The organism is Desulfogranum aggregans (genome assembly GCF_055398265.1).
Genome location: NZ_AP042447.1, coordinates 783003 through 809124, shown reverse-complemented (window position 1 = coordinate 809124; position 26122 = coordinate 783003). Strand labels below are relative to the sequence as shown.

Genomic DNA, 26122 nt, shown 5'->3' with positions numbered 1-26122 from the left:
ACTACCCCACCTTAACGAATGACCAAATCATGTCCCGCTCGTTGGCTCTTGCCAATAATCAGATCCTCGAGTTCATTGGCATCTTGGACTTTTACGGGAAAATGTTCACGCAATAGATTTCCGATTTCCTCGATGGCGTGACAGATTGCCTCCCCCCTCTTGCGTTGCCGAATACCTTGGGTCAGGTTGTCGACAAGAGGCTGCCAACCGGAGGCAGCAATCTTCCCATTGACCCCTCTGTCCCCAAGAATCCAGGCCTTGCGTTCAAAAACCGAGATATAGAGGAGTACCCCGTTCTCCTCTCTTGTTTGGTGCAGATTCTCCTGATAAAAGGAGAGGAACGCGCCCCGTTGAACCTCCAAAGCCATCTGGGACTCGGACACGAACCATCGCTTCATCCGAAGGGATCGCTCGATCAGAAAGCTGCTCACAGGGAAAAACAAAGCGGCCATAAGCAAAAAAATCCAGAGACTGTTCCAGTCTGTCCATAAGAAGTAGTCAACGGTCATAGTCATCATCAGGGCTGGCACCACGGCCAGGGTCAGACCGCCGACTATAGCGGCTGCAGGATACTCGTGGCTGGCGGAAACGACCATGGGGGCGATCTCTCCGGAAGTGGTTTTCTCCACGGCCTGAACGGTTTGACGAACAGCCTCCTGTTCTGCAGAGGAGAGAAATGTTTGAGCAAGTGTCATCCGTATCACCAGTTTCCTGAGGCGCCGCCTCCGCCAAATCCACCACCACCGCCGCTGAATCCGCCACCGAACGTTTTGCCGCTGCGACGATTGTTGTCACCGAGGGTGCCGGGAAAATGCACCCCTTTTCCGCTTTGTCGGCCCGTGGCTGCTCTGGTAAACGCACTGGCAGCAACCGTCCCAACCATACCGCCAACCGTACACAGTAAAATCAGCACCACCCCTTCAATGAACGGTGCGGCAAGGGCCAGCACCGTCCCGTACAGGGCGCCGGCAGCTGCAGCAACCACCTTTTTTTTGCGAAACATCCTGCCGAGAAAAAAACAGCCAACCAATGCGGCAATCAGCCAGCCGAGAGGGTCTGTACCCTGTTTGTCCTCCAGCAGATTGACGTCAAACGTCCCCTTGACCGTGCCGATGATGGCACCAACGCCATCGATTATTCCCTGGTCGAAACGATTTCTGCGAAACTGGGGCACCATAACCGTGCGGATAATGCGGCCGGCGATCAGGTCGGTGAGAACAGGCTCCAGCCCGTGTCCGACTTCTATGCGTATTTTTCGATCTCCTTTGGCAACAAGCAGCAGTACCCCGTTATCGAATTGTTGTTGCCCTATTTGCCATGCCTCAGCGACTCTCAAGGCATATGCCTCGATACTTTCTCCACCAAGCGAAGGAATGGTCAAGAGCACCACCTGGGTGGAATCTTCCTCAGCCAGCCGCTGCAATTGCTGTTCAAGCAACTGGCGAGTGGCGGGCGAGAGCAGATGCGCTGTATCGTTGACGAACCCTGAGGGAGCTGGCACAGAGCGGGCAATGGATACTCTGTCCAAGAGTATCAGACAGAGCAGCAATACTCCCGCCGTTACGGCGCATCGCCACAGGTTACTCAAAAGATACCTCTGGTACCTCGGCGGCCTCGTTGGTGGCCGAGAAGTACTCTTTCCGTTCAAGTTTAAGCAGGAACGAGTTGGTCAGGTTCGCCGGGAAGGTGCGAATGGCTCCGTTAAATTCCTCCACCGCTCTATTGTATCGCTGCCGCGCAACGTTGATTCTGTTTTCCGTTCCTTCCAATTGGCTCTGCAGATCAAGAAAGTTCTGGCTGGCCTTGAGGTCCGGGTAGCGCTCGACAACAACCAATAACCTGGAGAGCGCTGCGCTCAAATTTCCCTGAACAGCCTGCACGTGCCGCATGGCAGACGGATCGCCTAAATCCTCCGGACCAATATGTACAGCCGTCGCTTTGACCCGAGCTTCTATTACCGCTTCCAGGGTTTCCTGCTCGTGCTGGGCATACCCCTTGACCGTCTTTACCAGGTTGGGGATCAGGTCAGCCCGTCGCTGAAGAGTGGATTCAATATCCGCCCATGCCTTAAACACGGCCTCCTCTTTAACCTGCAGCGTATTGTAGCTGCACCCTCCCAGCAGACTCACGACAACAGCGAAGAATACCACGAGGGTCGCGCGGTGTTTCATTGCAATTCTCCCGGTTTGATCATTGATAAATCATATTTGTTTAAAATCAAAACCCATCTTAGTTTGGAAATCCGCTACCTGGGAAAGGGCTTCCCGAAGAACCACCTGTTCCATCTCGGTGACCAACTTGGGGTTGATGTAGTTGTCCGGTTCTTTTCCATGAGCAAGAGCCAGGATTTGGTGCTTAAAACGCAATTCAAGCAGGTATTTATAGACCAAGGTCAATTCCTGACACTCTTTTTCACTTAAGTGCCCTTTGGCTTGCAACTGGTTGAACCGGGCAAAAGTGTTGGTCTGGGGGATATGGTGACGCAGTGAATAAATCCTGGTGTAATCAACCAGGGGCGTCATTGCCTTTTTCAGGCTGAACATTTCCCGGTGCTCACCGCTGGATTCCACTACAATATTTTTAAAAAAATTGAGCGGCGGTTTTGACTGCAGGCAATTCTGGGCTAGGTGGTAAAAAAACAGAGGCTTGGTATCGGTCAGTTGGTGGAGAAAAGAGCGTAAACCGGTAACCAGCTCCAGATCACCATTGACCCAGCGAAAATCAAAAAATATCTTGGTGTCCAGCAGGTCTGCTGGTTCCATTGCCGATACCCACGTGCGAAAATAGTCCTCCCATACGCGAACCGGTTGACACCACTTGGGGTTTTTGGCCATCACCTCTCCCTTGCAGAGGGTATATCCGGCTGCATCGAGCCAGGTGCAGACTTTTTCCCCCATTGCCAGAAAATAGGCTGCGGTGGCTTCCTCGTCAATGGCATCAACATTGGCATAGACTATGGCGTTATCCTGGTCAGTGACCAGGGTCTGCTCCTCCCGCCCTACACTGCCCAGAGCCATAAACGCATAGGCACAGGGCGGTGGGCCAAGATCAGCAATAGCCAGGACAATGCACTTTTTCATCACAGCCTCGGCAACAGCGGAAATAATCCGGGTGAGGTTGCGGGCATCAGGTGCGCTCTCAAAAAGGCGCTGGACCAGTTCAGGTAGACGCCCCTTCAGGTTGGCCAGCTCTACCGGAGAATGGGCGCTGTCAATGTCACGGATAAGCTTTGTTAGTATATACTGCTGATTTTTAAGAAGATTTTTGGCGCTTATTACTTTGAAGTAGGCTCCCTGGGGATCACGGACCAGTAAATGATCGACGCGATTTTCCAGCATCTCGACAATGCCCTCAAAGATGAGGGCGTCGCCGGATATGCCGATAAGCGGAGCACTCATAATAGAAGATACCGATTCCGTGCTCCGCATTCCGCGTGCAACCATCCGCTCACGTATGTCATTATCAGTGACAATGCCAACCGGAGAGCCCTGATGATCTGAGGTTACCAGTATGGCGCTTGAGCCTGCATGGGTCATGAATCGGGTGGCGAGCTCGATGGAGGTAGAGAGCGAGCAGGTTGGTATGGCGACAGCATGAGCCTTATGAATAGGCTCGTTCTGGAACAGCAGACTTGCCTTCAACTCACTAATCAACCCTTCCCGCTCAACCTCCCTGCGATGCCGCTCTGTTATATCCTCTACAAACCCGTCGCAATAGACAGGTTGACCATAGGCGTTTTTTACCAGGACAGCGGTCAGGGAGAGGGTAGCTATGGATCCATCGGTTTTTTGATAGTCAAAAACCATATTGTTGACCGCTTCATCACTGCGCAGCATTTGCTTAAAATGTCGATACTGCTGCGGATTACTAAACAGTGTGCGCAAAGAAACCGTAAAGAGTTGTTCATTTGTCGGCATACCGAAGATGTCAGCTGTAGCGGGATTTGCTTCGACAAAGACCTCGTCGCCGCCGTACGTTGTACGAAACACCCCAATACTGATATTATCGGTGAGGTGTTCAAATTTCTTTCGTCTAGACCCCAGCTCACCGTCAATCTGTTTTTGGGTACTGATGTCTCGAATAATGAAGATCGTGCCGGATTGCCCGCTGATCTCCATGGGTGAGACCGACAGGAGGATATCAAAGGATGAGCCTGTCTTATGGTGAAGCAACCCCTCCAGTTGGGTCTGATGCTCACCATTGAGCACCTCCCCGCCGTTGCGAAAAGGGTGGTCGGCTGAAGGTGAAAAGGTAATGAGGTCGGCCGGGGGAATCTCGGCAATCTCGCTTTCCGAGTAGCCGCTGATGTCCTCTATGATTTTATTTGCATAGACTATTTGCCGGTCGATGATCATCATGACGCCCTCGGTAGAGGCATCGACCAAGGATTTATATTTCTCTCCAGCTTCGCGGAGACGGCGCTCGTTTTCCTGCCGCCGGGACTCAATCTTCATGCTCTCCCGTGTGATAAAAAAGAGCAGCGCGGTAATAACGGCAGTAATGCCGAGCGAAAGAATAAGCAGCCGGTTGGTCAACGATTTGATCTCCAGTCGCACATCTTCCAGGTAAATTCCTGTACCGATAATCCATCCCCAAGGCTTAAACAGCTTGACGTAGGAGAGTTTGGGAACAGTCAGGTTCGGGTTGTCTTTATCTTCCCACAGGTATCGAACATACCCGTCTCCCCTCTCCTGGGCGACCTGGACAAACTCATTGAACAGCTCCCTGCCCTCCTGGTTTCTGAAGTTGTCGAGCTCTTGGCCGATAAGATCAGTCCGGTACGGGTGCATGAGCATTTTCGGGCTGAGGTCCATCACCCAGAAGTAATCCTTGATTTCTTCTCCATAACGAAGAAACTGAATATACTGCAGGGCCTGCCGCTGGGCCTCCCGGCGGCTCAGGGTGTCGTCAACTTCCTGTTCTGCTGCTTTATTGACAATGGACCAGGCGGCAAAGGAGAGTTCCTTGATCATCTCCTGCTTGCCGGCCATCATGGATTTTTCCAGAGAGGGAATGATCAACAGGAAAATGATAGCGACAAACAGGGAAATGGCAAGCAGTGAGGGCAGGATGATACGATAGATAAACGGGCGCCAGACTCGAACATCCTTTTCAGGCGGCATACAATCCTCCTTGATGGAAGTGAGCATCGGGAGACAATGACTGCCATAAAAATTCGACGCGGCAGGCTGGTCAGGGGCAACAGCTGGCCTTCAGATGGTCTGATCGCAAGTTGCTGATCCTTTTACGGTTGTATTAAATACCATACCTCCATATATTCCTCTAGAGATATTCTGTACAGAAAACAACTGACTGCCAGCCGCGAGGCGGCAGGCTGGACATACTACGGCGAGGGAACCGGTACTTTTTCTGAAAAGGTACCACCGATAGGAGAGGATTGTTTATGCGCGGGAGAACTAAGAGTTGCGATGTAAAAGGTGGACGTATACATGTTGTCTGTTCACGATGCAAATCCATCAGGTACGTCCCTGTCTCGACCACGAACCGGCGAAAAATGGTCCGCTGCAAATGTGGCAAAGTGTCGAGCTATATTCTCAATCACCGTGGATTTATGCGCGAATCGATCAGTGGACAGGCCCTGGCCACAGCAGGCAAAGGGGTGGTCATGCGTGCCCAGCTTCGTGACGTTTCACCGACCGGCCTTGGATTTACAGTGAAATCGGGACAATCGCGGCGACTGCGTATCGGTCAGGAGCTGGAGATCAAATACCGGGTCGCCTCCGGTGCCATGGTCACGAGAAAGGTCCGTTTGCAGAATATAGCGGGTTCACGCATAGGTGCGGAGTTTATCGACTCCATGGCGGCCATGATGCGCCGAACATTGTAATCGCGCAACCCATGCAGCTGATTGGTCATGGGCAGTGGCTCAGCTGAGCCAGTATCCATTGAACCGCTTCCCCTAAATCTGGTGCAATGTGGTGCGGCTGCACGGTTTGCTGTGGACCTATATAGACTGCGTCGCCCTGTCCATAACCGGTAAGCACAAGTATGGTACGTGCACCTACCGCATCGCCGCACCGGATATCCGACCACCTGTCTCCCACCACAAAAGAAGCCGTCAGGTCCAGGTGCAGTTCTGCTGCCGCCTGTTGCAGCAACCCGGTTTTTGGCTTTCTGCAGTCGCAGTCGATCCGGTAACGGGCCTCCTTAGCCTCCGGATGATGCGGACAGATAAAGATGCCGTCAACATGCGCCCCCTCTTCCGCAAGTTGCGAGTGCATCTTTTGATGCACCTCTTCAAGCAGTGAAGCCGGAAAATAGCCTCTGGCCAGTCCGGACTGGTTGGTAACGACAACCACGGGAATGGACAGATCGTTTAGTCGGCGAATAGCTGCGCCAACACCGGGGAGCAGCTGAAAACGCGAGATATGGTTGATATATCCCATCTGTTCGTTGATGGTGCCGTCCCTGTCAAGAAAAACCGCAGGTCGCAATGGGTGTGACATTGTTTTAGACTGTGGAGGTTAGGAGATCGGAAACCGCTGAATACACTTCGTCTACCTCTATCTGCCGCAGGCAACGCAGATGTTTTTCCGGGCAGTGCGTCTGTTTGCACGGGCTGCACGGGAGCGGTTTACGGATGATGGTACTCTTTTCCGAATAGGGCCCGGTCGCAATGTGATCCGTGGAGCCGAAAATGGCCGCAAGCGGCACATGCAGGGCAGCAGCCACATGCATCAGGCCGGAATCATTGGTGACAAATGCGCTGCAGTGACTGATCAATGCCATGGCGTCGAGCAAGGTTGTTTTTCCGGTAAAGTCGAGAAACTTTTTTCGATCAGCAACATTTTCTCCGATCATTTGTGCCGCCTGGTTATCTGCAGCAGTACCGAACACCGCAATAGCCGCATCCGTGCCCTCACTTATGAGCCGGGCCAGGGCTGCATACTTCTCTGCAGGCCATTTTTTTGCCGGGCCATAAGCCGCTCCTGGGTTGAATCCGACCACTGGCAATTCCCCGGAATCATCGCCGGTCAGTTGGTTGATGCTGGTTCGGGCTTGGTGCCTGACGGCTGACGGAATAAACAGTTCGAGGACATTCGCCGATGGCCGTAAACCAAGCCCCTGAAGCATTTCCTGATAATAATGGACCTGGTGTTTGGTGTTGATTTGGGGGCTCTTCCGTACACCGTGGGTAAGGAGCATACCCCGCGCATCGGTGGTGTACCCTCCTCTTACCGGTATGCCGGCTAGGGTCGTGATCAGGGCCGCCTCAAATGCATTCTGCAGCAGAATTGCACAGTCAAAGCGGTGTTGGGCGAGCTCCCGGGCCAATGTCCATTTACCGCGTAATCCCTGATGTAGATTGTTTTTATCATAGGTGATGATCGCATCGACCCTTGGGCTGGAACGGAAAATATCTCCGACCCATGGGAGAGCCAGGAGGGTTATGTGGCTCTCGGGAAAATTATCCCGGATGGTGCGGACGGCCGGGGTGGTCATAACCGCATCGCCGATCCAGTTGGTTGAGCGAATGAGAATTTTTTTGGGTGTGGAGGGAAAAGGTCGCAGCACGGAATCACCTTTTATCTGCCTGCTCGAGCAGTTGTCCCAGCCGCTCTATCGCAAATTCGATGGTGGGGTCCTGTCCCAAGGCAATCTGGTAATTTTCAATTGCCTCCTCCCTGCTGCCGGTTTTCTCCAGATTAAGCGCCAGATTTGCGTAATCAATGGCGGAAACAGGATTCAGCTCCACTGCCCGTCGAAAGTGGCGCACGGCCTGTGGGTACTGTTCGTCCTTGAAGTAGCATACGCCAATGGTATTGTGCATGTCCGGTCGTTCTTCGTCAATGCGCAACCCCTCCTTGAGGGCAGTGATAGCCTCGCTGAAACGTCCCATATCCCGCAAGCAACTGCCCTTGTACGAATAAATATACGGAAGATCCTCTGCATGAGGCTGGTGAGTAAGGGCCCTGTCGAAATGGGCCAGTGCTTCTTCGAGCGCACCCAATTCGTAGGCCTCCCGTCCCTTGTAGAAATGAAGATAATAGGCTGTGGGCAGGAGCCTTTCCATAGCGTCCAAGGCATCTCTTCGCTGTTGTCCCTCGAGCAGGGTGGCCGCAAGCTTGGCGGCAAACATTGCGCTGTTGCCGCCCATGGCTCTCTCGCGAAAGTGTGCTCCGGGAATAATAGTGTACAGGGCCGGTATCTGCAGCTCCGGATGGGTAGTGTCTAGGACATAGATATCTGTGCCCATTTTACGGGCAGCCGCGATACAGTTCTGCACCTCCTGAAAGATGTCATCGTCATTTACATCGGGTATTTCAGCCAGTTGAACATTCCTGTCGCTGTTAATTACATACGCTACGTCTTCCAGTTGCAGGGGTTTAGGCAACCCGCTGGCGACATAATTGGAGCCGCTGTTGAAGTCGCCGGCTAGCTGCGCCACTTCGGTCAGGGCACGTATAACGGCTTTGGCTGCATCCGGCGTTGTTCCAGCGGTGAAAACGATTTCGCTTTTTTCAGGGAATGTCTCTGGATCCCAGGCCAGAGCACCGATGGTGGGAATACCTGTATCCAGGGAAAAGTCCTGTAGATGAAGCTGGATGTTATTGGCACGAAATTTTTCTATCAGTTCCACGGCTACCGGGTCAGTGATGGAGTCAAGGTCAATAGCCGGGGTCTGGAGTTTCTCCCTGCTGATCACGGCACAAACATGCCGTTCTATTATCTCACAGATCCCCTGCATGACCGCCTCTTCGTAGGTGTTACCGGCAGATGGGCCATTGAATTCGTTGATGGCATAAAACCAGCTGAAAGGAAGCAGCACCGGTTCCATGTCGGAAAGCCTGGTTGACCAGGTCCACTGCATTGGTATACCGGTGAGCAGTTTTTTTAGGGTGCCGGCATCAAGGGTGGTATCATGCACCGAAGTGAGTAGAACCTCTGCCGGTAAAACCGGGTATCCGGCCTGTTCCATAGCCTGATAATCGCCGGTAATAAAATTCTCCTGATCACCGATGAAGCTGAAGAAGGAAAATCGCTCGCCCAACTCCATGCAGGCACTTGCACGGGACTGTTCGGGCGTAGACCCTTTGCCCATCTGTTTCTTGTTACCGATAATATGGACGGCATCGTCTCCACAGACAGAAAAATAGACGGGGATATCCAGCCTTCCGTTATCTATTCGCTTCACCTCTTTAAGGATATCCAGGCGGGTGGACCTGAGGCGCTGGTGGAACCGTTCTACCGTCTCTACGGGCGAACATGCTTTGTCCTGGTCATAGGTGTATGTTTTTTTACACGGACGCAGCGTTACTATCTTTTGTTTCATATACACAACACAAAGTGAATAAAATGGTATAGGGAAGGACAGATAAATTGGTGAGAAATAATGGCGGTTAATACTACCCCTGTTTACTCCTCATTAAACAAATCTGCCCATTGCAATGCTTGAAAGTAGGACGAAACCATCGCCTCACTGGAAATGTTTAATCGGGAAAGATGGTGCATACATGTCTGCAGGTCGCCTTTTTCATAGGCCTCTACCGTCAGCAGAAAGGGTGCAAGCGGCCCCGTTCGCTGGACAAGCGCATTGTAGAGGCTTTCATCAAGGGGCAACTGGTGCAGCACCTCTTCCATTTGCCGATCAAGCATGGCATCAAGGAGGGAGAACAAGCCTAACAGAAAAACTTCGGACTCGTCATACCCAGCACGGCACTGAAGAGCAAGCAATTTACACAACTGGCCGCGGATTATGGCTAACCGGGTAAGCTCAGGCGTTTTGTTGACCGCTAATTCTGATGCGACCACCAGACAGACAAACTGGCGGGTTCCTTTCTCGCCGAGATACGCCAGCGCATGGCGGATGGATTTCACCTTGGAAACCAGGGAATAGTAGGCTGAATTGATGTAGCGCAGCAGTTTAAACGAGAGGGAAACATCTGAGGAGATCATCTTTTCTGCACGAGAAAAGCTAAAATCCGGGCGGGTCACCTCGGCCATCATGGCAAGAAGTGTGACCTGGGTAATATCGAGTTTTTGTTTGTGTATCACTTCAGGTTTACTGAAAAAGTACCCCTGAAAATAGTGAAAGCCCATCTCACGGCATCGGGCATACTCATCCTGCTGCTCAATTTTTTCAGCAAGCATCGACTGGTGGCGATCTTTGGCAATATGGCTGATGTTGGTCTGTAATCGATCCGGACTACACGCCCTCATATCCACTTTCACCACATCCACCCACTGAAGGAAAGGCTCCTGGATTTCCTCAAAACAGTAGTCATCCAGTGCCAGTGTATAGCCGCGCTGCTTTAACTGCTCGCAGGCAGTGAGAATTTCTTTGGTCGGGGGAATATTTTCCAGGATTTCTACGATACACGTCTCATGGGGCATTTGCAGGGGGGTGCCGTCTAGCAGGTGCTGTGCGGTAAAGTTTATCAGCGCCTTTTTGCCGCCGGCAACCCTTTCCAGGCCAATATTCATGAGGGTGTGGGCAAGAACGGTACTGGTGGCAAGTTCTCCATCCACCTCCAGGGGAAAGTAGTTCTGCAGTTCCCCCCGGTAGAGTACTTCGTAGCCGAAGACCCGCTGTTTACGATCAAAAATCGGTTGCCTTGCAAGATAGATATCCATTCAATCCTGGTAAGTTACGCAGCTTTAAGCAGTTGCGCTATGCGATCACGCCGCTGTTGCCAATCCTCTCCGTGAAAGGTGAACGTGAGACGACGATGTGCTTGATCGTGAATGTGTATTTCCAGGTCAAGATACTGGCGTGGCATAGCACTCCCCAACCGCACCGGCCATTCAACGAAACATATGCCTTGGTGATCGAAATAATCGAGCAGGCCGGCGGCTTCCACATCCTCCTCGTCGCTGAGACGGTATAGGTCCATGTGATAAATGGGCAGCCTGCCTGAATATTCATGCATAAGGGCAAAAGAAGGGCTGGAAACATACTGCTCATCACTGACATCCAGTTGTCTGGCTAGAAGCTGGACCAAGGCCGTTTTTCCCGCCCCAAGCTCGCCTGACAACAGTATGGTATCGCCAGCATGGAGGAGGGGGGCAAACTGGGCGGCAAATTCGGTAAGCTGCTCCAGGTTAAGCGGCCTGGAGATGAAACGGTTTTGCTGTGACAATGGTGCAGAAATGCGCTGTTCAGGGGATACCCCGGCTGGCGGACAGGTCGATAGCCGGCGGTTAATTTTACTGTTCATTCTCTGACGGCATTGTAGGGAGTTTACGTGTTCTGGGCAAGGGGTATTTTAACCAGGGCGAAAAACAGTCTCTGGGATAGCCGAACAGCATATGCGTTTTCCGGATACCCAATACTCCCCCCGGCCTATTAACCGGGTTGCATCCTCCTTGAAGGAGGTCTCGACATTGGCAGAAAAAAAGAAATATTCACCTGAATCGATTGACAATTTTTCTTTGTATCACCACTGTAACCTCAGGTGATTCCCTCAAGGTATTGCCACTTTGACTCAAGGTGTACCCTTTTTGCCCTGATTGCCTTGACCATACCACTGCCCGGGAGGTACAGATGTCTTTCACCATGCCTGCCTATACCGCTCCTGATTTTGACACGCCGCCACTTGCCGACGCACCATTGGCAACCTTTGTACCCGTCGAACAGGACGGGGTGGCACCGGAAGGATTTCACGCAACGACCATCTATCCTGAATATTTTCATGTCAGAAGAGGACACTGGCTGCTGGCAGGCCGTTCAAGAATGGACGCTGTGGTCGTGCTGCAACCAGACGACACCCTGGCAGTCACAGAATTCAGAAGGTTACGACGCGATGACCTGGTAGCCATTGGGCGCACGAACAACGGAGAAGAAGGCATCTATGTCCATGCCAGTGGGTTTGTCGAAGGCGATGGTCATGAAGAACTCTTCACCTTTCGCTCCAATCGCAGTCGTGAAACGGCTTTCAGTATCGATTATGACATGCTCTACGACCTGTTGGCCTATGAGCGCACCAACGGATATGTGGTCTGGGTCGTGGGACCGGCAGTTATTTTCGACCATGATGCCCGCTCAGCCTTTTCAACCCTTATTCAACATGGCTATGTGGATGCGCTGCTGGCAGGCAATGCCCTAGCCACCCATGATATCGAGGCAGCTTTCTTCGGTACCGCCCTGGGGCAGGAGCTCTATCACAAAACAAGAGTAAGCGATGGACACTACAAGCACCTGGAGGCTATCAACACCATCCGTAGAGCCGGCAGTGTGGAGGCAGCTGTCAAGCGGGGACTCCTCTGTGAAGGGGTCATGTACAGCCTGGTAACCTCCAACATTCCCTATGTACTCGCCGGTTCCATACGGGACGATGGCCCGTTGCCTGGCGTTATCGCTGATGTCTACGCGGCCCAGGAGAAGATGCGTTCATTTACATCCCAGGCAACAACGGTAATAGGGCTCGCGACCCAGCTACATACGATCGCCAGCGGCAACATGACTCCCTCTTTCACCTTTGACCACGAGGGGAATCTTCGGCCAGTGTATTTTTATTCGGTGGATATGAGTGAATTTGCGGTGAATAAATTGTGCGATCGGGGCTCACTGATGGCCAAGGCCATTCTCACCAATGTTCAGGATTTTATAGTCCATGTAGCCCGAAAGCTGGAAGCCGTCTCTTCCCCTGCGCCGATGGATCATTTGTGATATTTTTGACCTGCTAGGATGGTACAGGCCCGATACAGCTGTTCCAGGGTGATGAGTCTGGTCATCTCATGGGTAAAGGTCAGCCGGGAAAGCGAGAGCAACTGATCGGCCCGCTCAACGATGGATGGATGCAACCCCAGATGCCCACCAATAAGAAAGGCCGCACTATCAACCCCCTGCATCTGCCACTGGTCGAGCAGGGAAGCCAACCCCGGAGAGTCCACCATCTTTCCCTGCGGGTCAAGTGCGACAACCACCCCCTGTCTGCACGAGCTGATTGCATCCAGCAGTAATTCAGCCTCATGACGCTTGAGTTGTTCGTCCGGAAGACTGCGGCTGTTCTTCCCTTTGAGCACCGGCAGGTCCACCTGCATAAAATGACTCAACCGTTTGCTGTAATCGCGTATGCCCTCGTCGAGGTACGCTTGCTTGGTTTTTCCAAGCAGGGGAAGGATCAGCTTCATGGCTGCTCTTGCCCCGCCCCCTTTTCCAGAAAAAAGCGCAACCTGCTGCAGAACTCCTCATACTCCATCTCTCGATTGAGGCCCGGGCAGGAATCGACAATGGTGGTATAGTTGTTCTTATCAGCAAGAATGCTGGGGTGCAGCGGCCACTCCCTGCACCGTTCCGGCCGTCCGGCATGCACCGAACAGCCTTTGATTTCCGGATCATAAAAAATACAGTGACCATCCTTCACTTGCATTTGCACAACGTTGCCGGAAAGACGCCAGTACGTTTCCCGCGCTTCTTCAATGCTCATACCCAGTTCAGCGGCCATACGCTTCTGGTCATAGGCGGAGAGGGAAACGGTCGTCTCTCCATGGCAGCAAAAACCACAGCGGGTGCACTGAAAAATTTCGTCTATGGTAAACGTTTCTTTAGATTGCATGAAAGACTCTCCCTAGAGAGGGCTCTAAGATAAAAAGGCGGCAGGCACTGGCTCAATGTCGACTCATTTTGCCGTATGCGTGGATCAGGCAGAACCGATGGCATCACCGAGAATGGAGATGTCTATACCCAAACGCGCTGCAGCTTTTTTCCACTTCAATTCGTCTGGGGTATGAAAGAGGACGTCCAAGTCCCCTTCTACGGTCAGCCAGCTGTTGTCAACCAGCTCGGCTTCCAGCTGTCCGGGTCCCCACCCTGCATAGCCGAGCAGGAAGATATACTCTCGGGGTCCTTTTCCTAGGCTGATATCCTCAAGCAGGCGCGTATCACGCGACAGCGATACTTCTTCAGTCACTGCCAGGGAAAACTGGTCTGCTTCCTTGGCGCTCAGAAAAAGAATAAACCCGGCATCCATTTCCACCGGGCCGCCAATATATACAGGTGGCAGGGGACCTTCCGGGATGGGCAGATTCGCACCATGAAACACTTCCAGAAGAGTGATTTCATGGTTAGGATTATTTATAACAACGCCCATGGCCCCTTCTTCATTATGGGCACACATATAGATGACCTGCCTCTGAAAACGAGGATCTGGCATCTGCGGGGTGGATATGAGAAAATGGCCGGCAAGACTTTCCATAGTAACTCTGCTCGTAGTTTGTTTACAAAGATCCTATCACTTGACTGTTTCAACAGTCAAGGAGGATCAGCCATCCACTGGAAAGAGAATGGCAAACCATGGCTCTTCTCGGTGAATCATGCTATGAAAGGTGCGGACATATTCACTCACACCTTCACCCTACAAGGCACCCACTATGACTGATTGCACATCACTGTATCCTCATTCTGAAAAAGTGAAAAAGGCATTGCTCTGGTTAAGCGAAAACCTGGAAAAACGGCCAACGGCCACCAGGGAAAAACTGCTGCAGGAAGCTGAAATCCGTTTTGACTTATGCCCGGCCGATTGCGCATTTCTTGATAAAAATTTTTCCGCTGCCCCTTCCGCAAATGACCACCTGGATGAGGGCTGAGACCAAGTGTGTACGGGAAAAATCATTTCTTCCTCCCCGGATCGGCAGCAGGGAGCAACAGAGTAACCGTTGTTCCCTGTCCTGCTTCGCTGGCCACAGTGATGGTCCCCCCATGATCAAGAATAATTTTCTGCGATATGGCAAGCCCAATCCCGGTTCCCTTCTTCTTGGTGGTGAAATAGGGGTAAAAAACCTGAGCGAGTATAGCCTCATCCATCCCCTGCCCGGTATCCCTGATAATTATCTGCACCCACTCCCCCTGCTCTACGCTTTCCGCTTCAAGCGAGAGGCTACCTCCATCAGGCATGGCCTGAATGGAGTTCAATAGAATATTCATCAGGACTTGCGTCAACCTGTCCTTATCCCCGTGCACGTGCCGCAAACCTTCTTGGACTCGAAGCTCGATAGCAATAGCATTATCTTCGCTTTCCGCCCTGATCAATTCTATTTCCTTTTCCAGCAATTGCCGTACATCAACCGGCTGCAGGCTGAGCGAGGAAGGACGAGTAAAGCTGAGCATCTCTGTAATAGTGCGGTTCATGCGATCGGTTTCCTGAATCAGCAGGTCTGCAGTATCATGTTCTTTGGATCCCGGCAGAAAAGAGTTTTTCAGCAGGAGCCCCAGCCCCTTAATCGAGCTTAAAGGATTTCGTACTTCGTGCGCCACTCCACCGGCCATTCGACCGATGGCAGCCAACCGTTCGCTTTCCCGCATTTTCTGTTCAAGCCGCTTGACCTTGGAGATATCTGAAAGCAGCAGCACATCGCCCACACACACTTTATTATTGTCGTAGATTTGAATGAGGCGACAGAGCAAGACCAGCGGAGGATACCGATCAGCGAGGCGGACTTCCTGTTCATCGTCCGCTGCAGGGTGATGTCTGCGCGGTGCATCGTCAAAAAAAACAGCCAGCGCCGGCGGAAGAATTTCATGGGGCTTTTTTCCTAAAGCTTCAGTGTCGCTGATACCGGTTATATTGTCCACCGCCTGGTTCCATGTTGCGATACGGCCAGATTTATCGGTGGCGATAATGCCCACCGGCAAGGTGGTGATGAGCAGAGAAGTAAAGGCCTGGATGGCATTAAGCGTTTTCTGAGAGACCCTGTAGCCTTGCACCATGGAGAGGGAAAACCAACCGGCCAAACCAACCAGGAGCATTGCCAGGGAAAGGATAACTATTTGCAGCCGCAACCTGCCGAGTGTTTGTTCATACTCATGCATATCCAGCCCAACCAGCAGAAAAAACGGTCGACTACTTTTGCTCCTTTCAAAAAACATCCCCATAGCCGGTGGACGCTGTCGTTTTCGATCGAAAAAGAACATCCCACGTTCATGATGATGGGTTGGTTTTCGCATGCCGCCAACAAGAATAGGTCGAATTCTCTTTTCAGCAACAAATACCCGGCCGCCTTCTTTTTGTGGGAGTATGGATATATACACCTTACTTTCCTCTGCTTCGCTTTCACTGTGGAACATTTCGCTGTCCAGCGAGCGCTTTGTTCCGATGCGTTGTTGGTCGCTATGGGCAAGGATGCTCCCCTGTTCGTCAAACAACGCTATCTCCATGATGTCGGTATCCTCGACAAGATGATCGATCACCTTCTGCACATGGCTGTGCCAGGGATCACTTTCCCAAAAGTTATTGCGTACGTCGGCAAGGTAGGAAGCCCTTGCCCCTGATTGCACGGCCTTGATCAACGTGGCTGCCTTCTGCATCATGGCATTGGTCATCAATCGTTTTTCCAATCGAAGATTGTGAAAGGCAAACGTGACGATAATAATGATCAGCAGCCCGGCAGCCGCAGTAAGGAGCCAGGGAGAGGCGTAGAGAAAGCGGGATCGAAGAAAACTGGTGAGTGTCTGCATAGCTTGATTCTCTGCAAATTAGAGACCATGTTTACATATAGAAATACACCCTGTGCAAAGCACCATGCAGCGAACAGTGCATCGCCACGGACAACAGGTTGAAACAATGCGTGTATTTTTTACCCAGTCTTAAGCGAAACAGTGCGTAAAAAAGAAACAACAGCAGCTCGCATGAAGAAAACTCTTTACGTCCCCTCTCCTTAATTTATCATTTTTCTATATAATTTCAGCATATTATAGCTTTTACTTGCAACATGGCACGCGGTTGGCAATAAACAGGGTGCAACAGGCGTTCATCACCTCAACCTACAAAGTGGAGAAAAAAATGAAAAATATTCCAAACAAAAAATCCATCCTCCTTGCGACCATCCTTGCCAGCGGTATATCCCTGGCTATCACCCAGGCAGCTATTGCCAAACCAAACTGGCACGGCCAGGGCGGCAACAGTCCCTGCCAGGCACGGCAAATGGACACCGTAACGCAGAAGGCACACGAAAAATTCCTTCAGGACACCACTGAATTGCGCAAGCAAATGATGGAAAAGCGCGCCTCTATGCGTGCGGTTATGGCAGCAGAGACACCCGACCCGGCCAAGGCCTCAAAGATAGCCGGTGAGTTGTTTGACCTCCGCGAGCAATTGCGCATCAAGGCCCAGGAATACGGGCTGCCTGCGGTGGGCATGGGGTTTCACGGAGCCATGATGGGTTGCGATGGAAAAAAAGGCATGCGTGGTAAATGGAACTGATCACCTCGTATCTCCCCCTCCTCCCCTCCCCTGGCAGGTTTTCCCTCCTTTTCCTCCTGCTGGGGGAGTTTTGCCTAACCGTCCAACCCGCCGCACCTACATCATACTTTCCGGATCAACGTCCACTGCCACGCGTACCGCGTGTGAACCATGTCCCCTCTGTTGAGCGTGCACTGCTGAGCAGATTCGGTGGAGCCCTGCAGGATTTGTCCCCTGTAAGAGCAACTGCCACCTATACCTGTCCTTAATTTTGCTCACAGGAGAAGGTGACGGCCCCAGAACGGTTATCTGTTCCCGTCTGCACCTATCTGCAATAAGGGTTTGGGTTTTACGGGCTGCCTGTTCGACCTTGCGTTCATCAGTTCCGCTGAAGAGTATATTGATCAACCTGGAAAAAGGAGGAAAGCCCATTGGCGCACGGGACGCCAACTCGGTTTCATAGAGTGAGGCGTAATCATGAGCTTTGGCATGAACGATGGCATAGTGTTCCGGCTGGCTGGTTTGAATGATGACTTTCCCCGGCTCCACGCCTCGACCGGCCCTTCCCGTCACCTGAGATAAAAGAGCGTAGGTTCGTTCAGCCGCCTTATAATCTGGAATGGAAAAACCGGCGTCTGCCCATATTACGCCAACAAGGGTAATATCGGGGAAATGAAGGCCTTTGGCGATCATCTGCGTTCCAACGAGAATATCTACATTTCCAGATCGTACCTCTTTGAGCACCGACAGGTAGCGTTTTCTTTTTCCGGCAACATCGCTGTCGAGCCGAGCTACCCTTGCCGCAGGAAATAGCTGCTTGGCTTCTTCTTCTATCCGCTCTGCTCCCAGACCGACACCGGCGACATTCTCTGAATGACACTGTGGGCAGACAATACGGGTTCCCATACTGTATCCACAATAATGACAAAGCAGTTTCCGACGTTGGCGGTGATAGGTCATGGACACGTGACAGTGCCGGCACTGCACAATATGCCCACAATCTCTACAGAGCATGGAGGAGGAAAAGCCGCGTCGGTTGACAAACAACAGCACCTGCTGCCTCCTGTCAAGGGTGAGGCCAATATGGTGAATCAACTCATCGGAAAAAAAAAGATCGTGCCTGCTTCTCCGGGGTCCTGAAAGATCAACCACCTCCACTGTTGGCAGGGGTTTTTCCTCTACCCGCTTCGTGATAGTCAGCAACCGATACTTGCCAATGGCAGCGTTATGATAGGTGGTTATGGAAGGCGTGGCTGTGCCGAGAAGTATCGGACAGCCAGCCTGCTTGGCGCGCATGACAGCAACATCACGTCCATTGTACCTCGCTCCATCCTCCTGCTTGTACGCCGGTTCATGCTCTTCATCAACGATTATCACGCCCAGGGAATGGAGAGGGGCGAAAACTGCAGAGCGGGCACCGAGCACCACCCGGGCGATACCATTAACGACCCGCTGCCACTGATCAGCCCGTTCTCCGGGGGTAAGACCGCTATGAAACAAGGCCAGTTGCTCCCCGAAGCGTGAGTAAAACTGCGCTTCCAGTTGCGTTGCCAGGGCAATTTCCGGTACCAGTATGAGTGCTGATTTATCCGATTGCAGCGCGGCTTCCGCAGCCCTGAGGTACACCTCAGTCTTGCCGCAGCCGGTAACACCGAAGAGAAGAAATGGCTGGAAAACGGCAGCTTCTATTGCCGGAATTATCTCCTTGAGTGCTTTGTTTTGTTCTTCGGTGAGTTCCAACGGTGATTCAACCGTGGGGATGGTTTCCCCAAAAGGGTCGCGATAGAGACGCTTTGACCGCTGTGTGATGATGCCTTTTTCGCACAGCGATGTCAGGGCCTTGGCGCCATTGCGGTACTGACCTAATATGGCTTTTCGCCCAACAGGCGTCTCCCGACCAGCCTGGTAGGCGGTGAGAAACACGGTTAAAGCCTTCTGTTCGGAGACCTTCAGTCGGAAGGAGGACTTAACGGGTTGACCAGTCTGCAGCTCAGCAAGAAGTTCTTCAGGGCTGTGGCCACCTGGCGCCAAAGCGTACACGGTTTCCTTTTTCGGCTTTACCTGCCTGGCAATTAAGGTCGGTATGAGAGCCACATAGTTACGACGAATCAGTGATTCGAGCTGTTTTCGTTGTGAAACATCCTGTTTTATGCGGGTGACAGCACTGGGGGACAATTCCTCCTCTGCAAGTAAACGCCGCAACCATGCCGGCTGGGCCTCTCCCGTTTCTGCGACAGTGGATTCGGCCAGCATCTGCCGCCCCTGATCGGTGAGCTGGGCACGCAAACCACTTTTTGCCGACGGAGCAGCCGGTAAAGCGGTTTTGATGACTTCCCCCAGGGGATGATGATAGTATTCGGCAACCCACCGATAGAGAGGGATAAGGAACTCAGGAAAAAACGGAGCAGGTTCAAAGACTTCAGCTATGGGCTTGATGGGACGGCGAGAATGCTCCTCGCCTTCCTCTTCAGGACCGAGCGTGTCCAGGACATAGCCGGTAACCTTTCGGTTACCCAGAGGTACGAGCACACAACTGCCAACAGGTATGGGCGTGACAGAGGTTTCCGGGTGGCCGTAGGTCAGCGTATGGTTGATCGGCGCATTGACGGCAACCTCATAGCGGATCATCTTTTCCTGCAGTGTCCAGCCTATTTTTTCCTGCTGCCCTTACAGACCTTTTGCAGATGGTCACCAAACGGTTGGCCCAAATCAGGGTGTCGGAGGGCGAAATCAACGATGGCCTTCAGGTACCCGAGTTTATCCCCGGCGTCATAACGTTTTCCTTCAAACTCATAGGCGTACATTCCTCGCTGGTTGGAAAGCGCCAGCAGGGCATCGGTCAACTGAATTTCACCGCCATGGCCCGGAGTGGTTTTCCCCAGCAGATCGAAAACCTCCGGCATGAGCAGGTAGCGACCGATAATGGCCATGTCGCTATGCGATGTGCCGGGGGCTGGTTTCTCGACCATACGGTTGATCTTGAAGGTCCGATCTTTATCTGTTGGCTCCCCTTCCACTATTCCATACTGATAGGTCTGGTCCATGGGGACCCGCTGAATGGCGACAATAGATTCTCCAACCTCAGTATAAAGGTCAATCATCTGCTTACAGCAGGGAACATCGCTCATCACCAGGTCATCGCCGAGCAAAACCAGGAAGGGTTCGTTGCCGATGACATTACGCGCCATCCATATGGCATGGCCCAGCCCCAGCGGTTTTTTCTGGCGGACGGAAACAATATCGATCAGGTTGGAAATATTGGTCAGCTCCTCGCTAAGCTGGGTCTTGTTCTTTTCTTTGAGAACAGTATCCAGCTGGAAATCATAATCAAAATGATTTTCAATGGCGGATTTCCCTTCACTGGTGATGAGAACGACCTCTTCGATACCGGAGGCAACGACTTCCTCGACAATATATTGTATGGTTGGTCGATCAACGATGGTCAGCATTTCTTTGGGAATGGCTTTGGTTGCCGGCAAAAAACGGGTACCTAAGCCGGCCACCGGAATAACAGCTTTTCGTATCGCCTGCATTGTCACCTCGATTCTGAGTTTTGGTAAAGGATAGCGTGGAAGCACGATGGGGTGTACAAATAGCAAAGTGTAAACTATACTCACAGTTTGGTTTTTCTCACAAGTACAATTCCTTCTTTTTTATGCATATTTCTTATCCAGCCAACCTGCCCATAGCTGAACACCGGGAGAGTATCCGCAACGCCCTCGCTGAACATCAAGTCATCGTTATTGCTGGGGATACCGGCTCCGGCAAGACCACCCAATTACCGAAAATCTGCCTGGAGGCCGGCCTTGGCAAGCGGGGAATGATTGGCTGTACCCAGCCTCGACGGATTGCCGCCATTTCTGTGGCTGAGCGGGTTGCCGAAGAACTGCGCGCTCCAGAGATAGTGGGATACAAGATTCGGTTCCAGGACCGAACACGCGAATCCACACTTATCAAGTTTATGACAGACGGGGTATTGCTTGCTGAAACCAGAGGCGATCGTCTGCTGCGTCAATATGAAGCCTTGATTATAGATGAGGCCCATGAACGAAGCCTAAATATTGATTTTCTCCTTGGCTACGTCAAGCAACTGCTGAAAAAGCGTCCGCAACTCAAACTGATCATCTCTTCGGCTACCATTGATACGGAAAAGTTCAGCCATCATTTCAACACCGCACCGATCATCAGTGTTTCTGGTCGACTCTATCCCATCACTACCATATACGCCCCCCAGGCGACAGAGGAAGCTTCTGAATCAACAGGCTATGTCGAGCAGGCGGTCAAAGTTGTTCAGGATTTGGCCACCGACCCCTTTGGCGGCGATATCCTTGTGTTTATGCCAACGGAAAGGGATATTTTTGACACTATCAACGGACTGGGAGACTATGTGCATGAAAACAACCTCATCCTTCCCCTGTTCGGTCGCCTGCAGGCTGCGGACCAGCGCAGGATATTCAAGCCAGCCCCCCAGCGAAAAATCATCATTGCCACCAACGTTGCCGAGACCTCCATCACCGTACCGGGCATCCGTTTTGTCGTAGATACAGGTTTGGCTCGTATTTCCAGGTATAACCCTCGAACCGGCACCACCAGCCTTCGTATCAGCAAAGTTTCTCAAGCCAGCTGCAATCAACGGCAGGGTCGATGCGGTCGAACCGGACCCGGTACCTGCATTCGCCTTTATGCTGAAGAGGATTTCCTCAGCCGCGATGCTTTTACGCTGCCGGAAATCCAGCGTTCCAACCTTGCAGAGGTCATCCTGCAAATGGTCAGTCTTCAGCTCGGCCCCCCTGACCAGTATCCCTTTGTCGATCCACCCCATCCTCGAACAATACGCCTTGGATTCCAAGCCCTTATTGAGCTGGGCGCTCTTGATCGCAACCACAGACTCACCAAGGAAGGCCGTCTAATGGCATCGTTGCCGCTCGATCCCTGCATCTCGCGCATCATCATTGAAGGCGGTAAACAGAATGCCTTGCGAGAGATCACCGTCATTGCTGCCGCCCTGACCATCCAGGATCCACGCGTTCGACCGCTGGACAAAGAACAGCAGGCTGATCAGGCCCATCGAGAGTTTATGGACAACCGGTCCGATTTTTTAACGCTCTACGCCCTGTGGTCGGCGCTCTTCCAGGATAAAACACGTGTCAGCTGGTCGACGTTGTCCAAGTTCTGCAAGCAGCACTACCTCTCCTGGCAACGAATGCGCGAATGGATAGATGTACACGACCAGCTGACACGACTATTGAAAAACAGAACGGATTTTGGACTCAATGACGAGCCCGCCGGGTATGAAGCCGTTCATATGGCCCTTACCAGCGGTTTTCTGCGCAATGTCTGCCGTAAAAAAGAAAAGAATATCTATCAAGCCGCAGCCAATAAGGAACTGCAGATTTTTCCCGGATCAGCCCTCTACAAACATGGCGGTGAATTTATCGTTGCTGCCGCGTTTGTTGAAACAAGTCAACTGTTTGCACGAACCGCAGCCACCATCAAAGCGGAATGGCTGGAGCAACTGGGAGGCGAACTCTGCAAACGCTCATGGACCACCCCCCGCTGGGAGAAAAAAAGCGGAAGAGTCATTGCAGATGAACACGTCAGCCTTTTTGGATTACCCATCATAAGCGGTCGTAAAATCAATTATGGGCGTATCAATAAACACACCCGCCAAGAGGCGCGGACAATCTTTATCCGTGAAGCACTTGTCCAGAACCGGCTTGGAAGAGGGTATCCGTTTCTCCAGGCGAATTTGGACCTGCTTGCCCATTACAGAGAGGTAGAGGACCGCCTTCGTCGCCGAACGATTGTTGCCGACGATGAACACCTTTTCCTTTTCTATGACCGGAATCTGGGCAATGTGTATGACCGATTCACCCTGCACAGATACCTGCGCAAAAAAAAGAGCGATACGCACCTGCGCATGACCCCGGAGGATGTCTGCACCAGCGCACCGGATGATAACGAGCTGTACCTGTACCCTCCCACGTTGACGGCGGGAGAACATACCCTGCAGCTGAACTATACCTTTACCCCGGGTGATGAACGTGACGGGGTTACTGTTTCCCTTCCCTTACAGCTCGTTGACAGCCTGCAGCCTACCCTCTTTGAATGGCTTGTCCCCGGTCTACTGCCGGAAAAAATTCTCCACCTGTTGAAGCGGCTGCCGAAAAGACTGCGCAAGCCACTTGTCCCTTTGCCGGACGCCGTTGACAGGATAATGGATGCGCTTGATCTCTATAAGGGGTCACTATACCAGTCCATAGAGCAGGTGCTTCGGCGGACATACCAGGTCAGTGTCCACCGGACCGATTGGCAGGCAGACACCCTGCCCCCCTTCCTGCGCATGCGCTTTGCCCTGCTCGATGAGCAAGGCACCCCTTGCTTTCACTCCCGATCCCTTCAGCAAGTTCACCAGTACCTCTCCCGATCGCCAACCGTTGCTCAGGCTAGTTCAACCCGTAAGCTGCCGACCATTGATCCGTTTACCCCCAATGATTTTGACCGGGTCCAGTCCTCCCTGCAGGTGAAGGACAGCCAAAGAGGCATTGTGCAAATATACTGCCCGTGTCTGAGCATGAAAGAGGGCGCGTTCTCTTTGACCTATACCCTGGAACGCAGCACCCGTATTGACTCCAACAGGATTGCCCTGGCAGCACTCTTTGCATCCCAGTTTCCTGGAGAAGAAAAGCAATTGCGAAGGGAGTGCAAGGCAGCGGTGACCATGCACTCGGCAAGCTGGCTATCTCTTGGAGGGAAGAAAACGGCCGGCCAGCTGAAAGAGGAACTGTTCAATTACCTCATTCAGACACTCTTCCCCATTGACGGGGAACATTTTCCCTCAACTGACGCTTTTTTCGATCAGGTCAATCAGGTGAAGGAAAAAGGCCTGCTGAAGCTTGGCCTGCCTCTGCTGCAGCACTTCCTAGAGATGCTAAAAAAAAGACGCCAGGCCAGGCAATGTATAGAACAGTGGGCCCAACGCGTCAGAAAGAGCCGTAGTTTCAATCAACAGCGGTATGAAGAATACCTGGAGGCACTTGAACAGATCATGCCAAGCAAGATTCTTCACCAGCATCAACATCCCCTCTTTCCCCATACTGGCCGCTATTTGCAGGCACTCATCGTCAGAGTTGAACGTGCCGAGCATTTTCCGGATAAAGATCGCAACAAAGCAGCCAGGCTGCAGAAACCACTCAACAGGCTGGAGCAGTTTACCACCTTTGCCTCCCCGTCACCTGCGTGCAGGCAACGACTGACCACATACCGCGAGCTAGTGGAAGAATTCAGGGTCTCTGTATTCGCCCCGGAACTCGGCACTGCAGTGCCGGTTTCCGAGAAACGCTTGCTGGCATACTGGAAGGAAGTTGAAAATGTGTGCAGAACCGTCGAATAGTCAGCCACCTCTGCTCTTTTTTACCTGCCGGCAACCCAGCACCCAGCTGTCTTTATATGGATAATCAATATTATTCATGGATGGACATCGTGCATTGCTTGTGCCTTGGTAAAATTTAATGCTATAAGATTATCTAGGGATGTACCAACCACCGATTGGAGCCCGTGTTCCCTAGGTGAAGAGTTGGAGTAATTCACCATAACGCGCTTACCTCTCCGATCGCGAGGCCCACATGAATACGTACAGAGGAGGAAAAACGTGCACGGTCGATTAACAAAACTGTTGTCAGCATTGCTGGTGATTGGACTGCTCAGCTTTGGCTGCGCCCATAAACCGGAAACAGAACAGTCGATGTCCACGGACGCCGGTCAGGCAAAACAAACGGTAAAACAGGACGTCTACAAGGGGAAAATTGAAGGAAAATCAAACAAGGCCAAGACCATCTCCATAGAGGTGGGAAAAGGTGACCAGGCAAAAGTTATAATGGTCAGGTTTGATGAACAGACCACAGGCGTTGAACATGCAGTCAAAGGAAATGCCGCCATTATCAGCTATGAACAGCGTGGCAAGGACATTTATGCCCGTTCCATCAAACCAAAACTGGCAAAGCTTCCTGCTGGTGTTACCGAGATAAAGACCGAAGAACTCAATGCCCTGTTAAATACTGGTGAACAGGTTTACCTGGTTGATTCAAGACCTGCCAGTCGTTACGGTCAATCACATCTTCCTGGTGCGGTTTCCATTCCGGTACCGCTGCTTAAGGAAAAGAAAGCCGCCCTGCTTCCTGAAGATAAGGACCAGTTACTGGTTTTCTATTGTGGAGGGCCCACATGAGGCATGTCAACAAACTCCGCCGGTCTGGCGAAGAAACTCGGTTACTCCAACGTTCGCGTTTATCTTGATGGTGAGCCTGCATGGTCCCAAGAGTACCTGCCCACTTACGCAACCCATAATTTCATCAAAAACGGCAATGTCGTCCTGGTCGATGTGCGCGACAGCAGTGAAGCCGTAAAAGGACGGATAAAGGGTGCCTACAGTATTCCATATCCCCAGCTTGAAGACCGTATTGATGATATCCCGCGCAATGCACCGGTCGTCCTCTATGGCGACGAAGAGGTACTTGATGCGGTAGAAGACCTTCGCTACGAAGGCTTTAAGTTCGTCTCGCTGGTGAAAGGCGGCTTTGCCGGATGGATTGCTTCAGGAGAACCCATTGAAAAAGGCCCGATTTTCAATACGGAAATTCGATGGGTACGCAAGCTAGGCAAGGGTGAGGTGTCTCTGGCCGACTTCAGAAAAGCCGCCTCAGGCGAAGATCCAGACGCTGTCATCGTTGATGCACGAACAAAAGAAGAGGTGGCTGAGCTCGGTATTTTTAAAAATACCATCAACATACCGTTGGATGAGATTCCTGCCCGCATGGATGAATTGCCCAAAGATAAAAAGATATATGTGCATTGTTCTACCGGAGCGCGAGCAGATATGGCGTATAAGGAACTGTTGAAAAACGGATATAACGCCAAGTTCCTTCTGCTCAACATTGCCGATGCAGAATGTGACTGTGAAATTATCCGTCCATAACCTATAA

At 52.0% G+C, this 26122-nt stretch carries 22 protein-coding genes; 7 read left to right on the top strand and 15 right to left on the bottom strand.

The window, feature by feature from the left end:
- Positions 1–11 precede the first annotated feature (11 nt).
- Genes ACZ52Z_RS03810 through ACZ52Z_RS03795 form a run of 4 tightly spaced genes read right to left on the bottom strand, consistent with a single transcriptional unit; the run spans position 12 to position 5123 of the window.
- Entirely contained in the window at positions 12–695 is a 684-nt protein-coding gene (locus ACZ52Z_RS03810) for a TPM domain-containing protein (RefSeq protein WP_464269434.1), read from the bottom strand.
- A gap of 5 nt (positions 696–700) precedes the next feature.
- Positions 701–1588: a TPM domain-containing protein gene (locus tag ACZ52Z_RS03805; RefSeq protein WP_464269433.1), complete on the bottom strand. Its 888-nt coding sequence runs from the start codon at positions 1586–1588 to the stop codon at positions 701–703.
- Complete coding sequence (locus ACZ52Z_RS03800) at positions 1581–2171, bottom strand: LemA family protein (RefSeq protein ID WP_464269432.1); 591 nt, start codon at positions 2169–2171, stop codon at positions 1581–1583. Before ACZ52Z_RS03800 ends, ACZ52Z_RS03805 begins: the two co-directional genes overlap by 8 nt.
- A gap of 30 nt (positions 2172–2201) precedes the next feature.
- A complete protein-coding gene (locus tag ACZ52Z_RS03795) occupies positions 2202–5123 on the bottom strand; it encodes a DUF294 nucleotidyltransferase-like domain-containing protein (protein ID WP_464269431.1) in 2922 nt (973 codons plus the stop codon).
- Positions 5124–5539: 416 nt separating this feature from the next.
- On the opposite strand from ACZ52Z_RS03795, the gene ACZ52Z_RS03790 reads away from it, so the two are divergent.
- Positions 5540–5848: a PilZ domain-containing protein gene (locus ACZ52Z_RS03790; protein WP_464269430.1), complete on the top strand. Its 309-nt coding sequence runs from the start codon at positions 5540–5542 to the stop codon at positions 5846–5848.
- A 25-nt stretch (positions 5849–5873) separates the two neighbouring features.
- Here ACZ52Z_RS03790 and gmhB read toward each other — a convergent pair whose 3' ends face one another.
- The 5 genes from gmhB to tsaE form a co-directional block, all read right to left on the bottom strand.
- Positions 5874–6467, bottom strand: coding sequence for a D-glycero-beta-D-manno-heptose 1,7-bisphosphate 7-phosphatase (gmhB, locus tag ACZ52Z_RS03785; protein ID WP_464269429.1), 594 nt, complete (start codon positions 6465–6467; stop codon positions 5874–5876).
- Between the two features lie 4 nt (positions 6468–6471).
- Positions 6472–7536: a lipopolysaccharide heptosyltransferase II gene (gene waaF, locus ACZ52Z_RS03780; protein ID WP_464269428.1), complete on the bottom strand. Its 1065-nt coding sequence runs from the start codon at positions 7534–7536 to the stop codon at positions 6472–6474.
- Positions 7537–7540: 4 nt separating this feature from the next.
- On the bottom strand, positions 7541–9295 hold the full coding sequence (locus ACZ52Z_RS03775; protein WP_464269427.1) for a YcaO-like family protein: 1755 nt from the start codon (positions 9293–9295) through the stop codon (positions 7541–7543).
- 83 nt (positions 9296–9378) lie between these two features.
- Entirely contained in the window at positions 9379–10596 is a 1218-nt protein-coding gene (locus ACZ52Z_RS03770) for an EAL and HDOD domain-containing protein (protein WP_464269426.1), read from the bottom strand.
- A gap of 14 nt (positions 10597–10610) precedes the next feature.
- A complete protein-coding gene (tsaE, locus tag ACZ52Z_RS03765; RefSeq protein WP_464269425.1) occupies positions 10611–11180 on the bottom strand; it encodes a tRNA (adenosine(37)-N6)-threonylcarbamoyltransferase complex ATPase subunit type 1 TsaE in 570 nt (189 codons plus the stop codon).
- Positions 11181–11506: 326 nt separating this feature from the next.
- Between tsaE and ACZ52Z_RS03760 the strand changes: the two genes are divergently transcribed.
- Positions 11507–12631 carry a putative NPN-dependent ornithine cyclodeaminase gene (locus tag ACZ52Z_RS03760; protein ID WP_464269424.1) on the top strand — a complete coding sequence of 375 codons (1125 nt, stop codon included), beginning with the start codon at positions 11507–11509 and terminating at the stop codon, positions 12629–12631.
- Here the strand turns inward: ACZ52Z_RS03760 and ACZ52Z_RS03755 are convergent.
- From ACZ52Z_RS03755 to ACZ52Z_RS03745, 3 genes are all read right to left on the bottom strand, one after another.
- Positions 12622–13095: a 23S rRNA (pseudouridine(1915)-N(3))-methyltransferase RlmH gene (locus tag ACZ52Z_RS03755; RefSeq protein ID WP_464269423.1), complete on the bottom strand. Its 474-nt coding sequence runs from the start codon at positions 13093–13095 to the stop codon at positions 12622–12624. The genes ACZ52Z_RS03760 and ACZ52Z_RS03755 overlap by 10 nt on opposite strands.
- Positions 13092–13520, bottom strand: coding sequence for a YkgJ family cysteine cluster protein (locus ACZ52Z_RS03750; RefSeq protein WP_464269422.1), 429 nt, complete (start codon positions 13518–13520; stop codon positions 13092–13094). Before ACZ52Z_RS03750 ends, ACZ52Z_RS03755 begins: the two co-directional genes overlap by 4 nt.
- 84 nt (positions 13521–13604) lie before the next feature.
- Positions 13605–14159 (bottom strand): YqgE/AlgH family protein, encoded by a 555-nt coding sequence (locus tag ACZ52Z_RS03745; RefSeq protein ID WP_464269421.1) that lies wholly within the window; start codon positions 14157–14159, stop codon positions 13605–13607.
- Positions 14160–14334: 175 nt separating this feature from the next.
- Between ACZ52Z_RS03745 and ACZ52Z_RS03740 the strand changes: the two genes are divergently transcribed.
- On the top strand, positions 14335–14550 hold the full coding sequence (locus ACZ52Z_RS03740) for a hypothetical protein (protein ID WP_464269420.1): 216 nt from the start codon (positions 14335–14337) through the stop codon (positions 14548–14550).
- Between the two features lie 22 nt (positions 14551–14572).
- Here the strand turns inward: ACZ52Z_RS03740 and ACZ52Z_RS03735 are convergent, their stop codons facing one another.
- A complete protein-coding gene (locus ACZ52Z_RS03735; protein ID WP_464269419.1) occupies positions 14573–16417 on the bottom strand; it encodes a two-component system sensor histidine kinase NtrB in 1845 nt (614 codons plus the stop codon).
- 325 nt (positions 16418–16742) lie between these two features.
- Here ACZ52Z_RS03735 and ACZ52Z_RS03730 point away from each other — a divergent pair, with 325 nt between their 5' ends.
- A complete protein-coding gene (locus tag ACZ52Z_RS03730) occupies positions 16743–17162 on the top strand; it encodes a periplasmic heavy metal sensor (RefSeq protein WP_464269418.1) in 420 nt (139 codons plus the stop codon).
- A 96-nt stretch (positions 17163–17258) separates the two neighbouring features.
- On the opposite strand, the gene priA is transcribed toward ACZ52Z_RS03730, so the two are convergent.
- Both priA and galU read right to left on the bottom strand, forming a co-directional pair.
- The gene (gene priA, locus ACZ52Z_RS03725; RefSeq protein ID WP_464269417.1) at positions 17259–19769 is read right to left on the bottom strand and encodes a replication restart helicase PriA; all 2511 of its coding nucleotides are present in this window, start codon (positions 19767–19769) and stop codon (positions 17259–17261) included.
- A gap of 20 nt (positions 19770–19789) precedes the next feature.
- Positions 19790–20674, bottom strand: a complete 885-nt coding sequence (gene galU, locus ACZ52Z_RS03720) for a UTP--glucose-1-phosphate uridylyltransferase GalU (protein ID WP_464269416.1) — start codon at positions 20672–20674, stop codon at positions 19790–19792.
- A gap of 122 nt (positions 20675–20796) precedes the next feature.
- On the opposite strand from galU, the gene hrpA reads away from it, so the two are divergent.
- The 3 genes from hrpA (at position 20797) to ACZ52Z_RS03705 (ending at position 26115) form a co-directional block, all read left to right on the top strand.
- Complete coding sequence (gene hrpA, locus ACZ52Z_RS03715) at positions 20797–24534, top strand: ATP-dependent RNA helicase HrpA (protein ID WP_464269415.1); 3738 nt, start codon at positions 20797–20799, stop codon at positions 24532–24534.
- A gap of 258 nt (positions 24535–24792) precedes the next feature.
- Positions 24793–25368: a rhodanese-like domain-containing protein gene (locus ACZ52Z_RS03710; protein WP_464269414.1), complete on the top strand. Its 576-nt coding sequence runs from the start codon at positions 24793–24795 to the stop codon at positions 25366–25368.
- Between the two features lie 3 nt (positions 25369–25371).
- The gene (locus ACZ52Z_RS03705; protein ID WP_464269413.1) at positions 25372–26115 is read left to right on the top strand and encodes a rhodanese-like domain-containing protein; all 744 of its coding nucleotides are present in this window, start codon (positions 25372–25374) and stop codon (positions 26113–26115) included.
- Positions 26116–26122 lie beyond the last annotated feature (7 nt).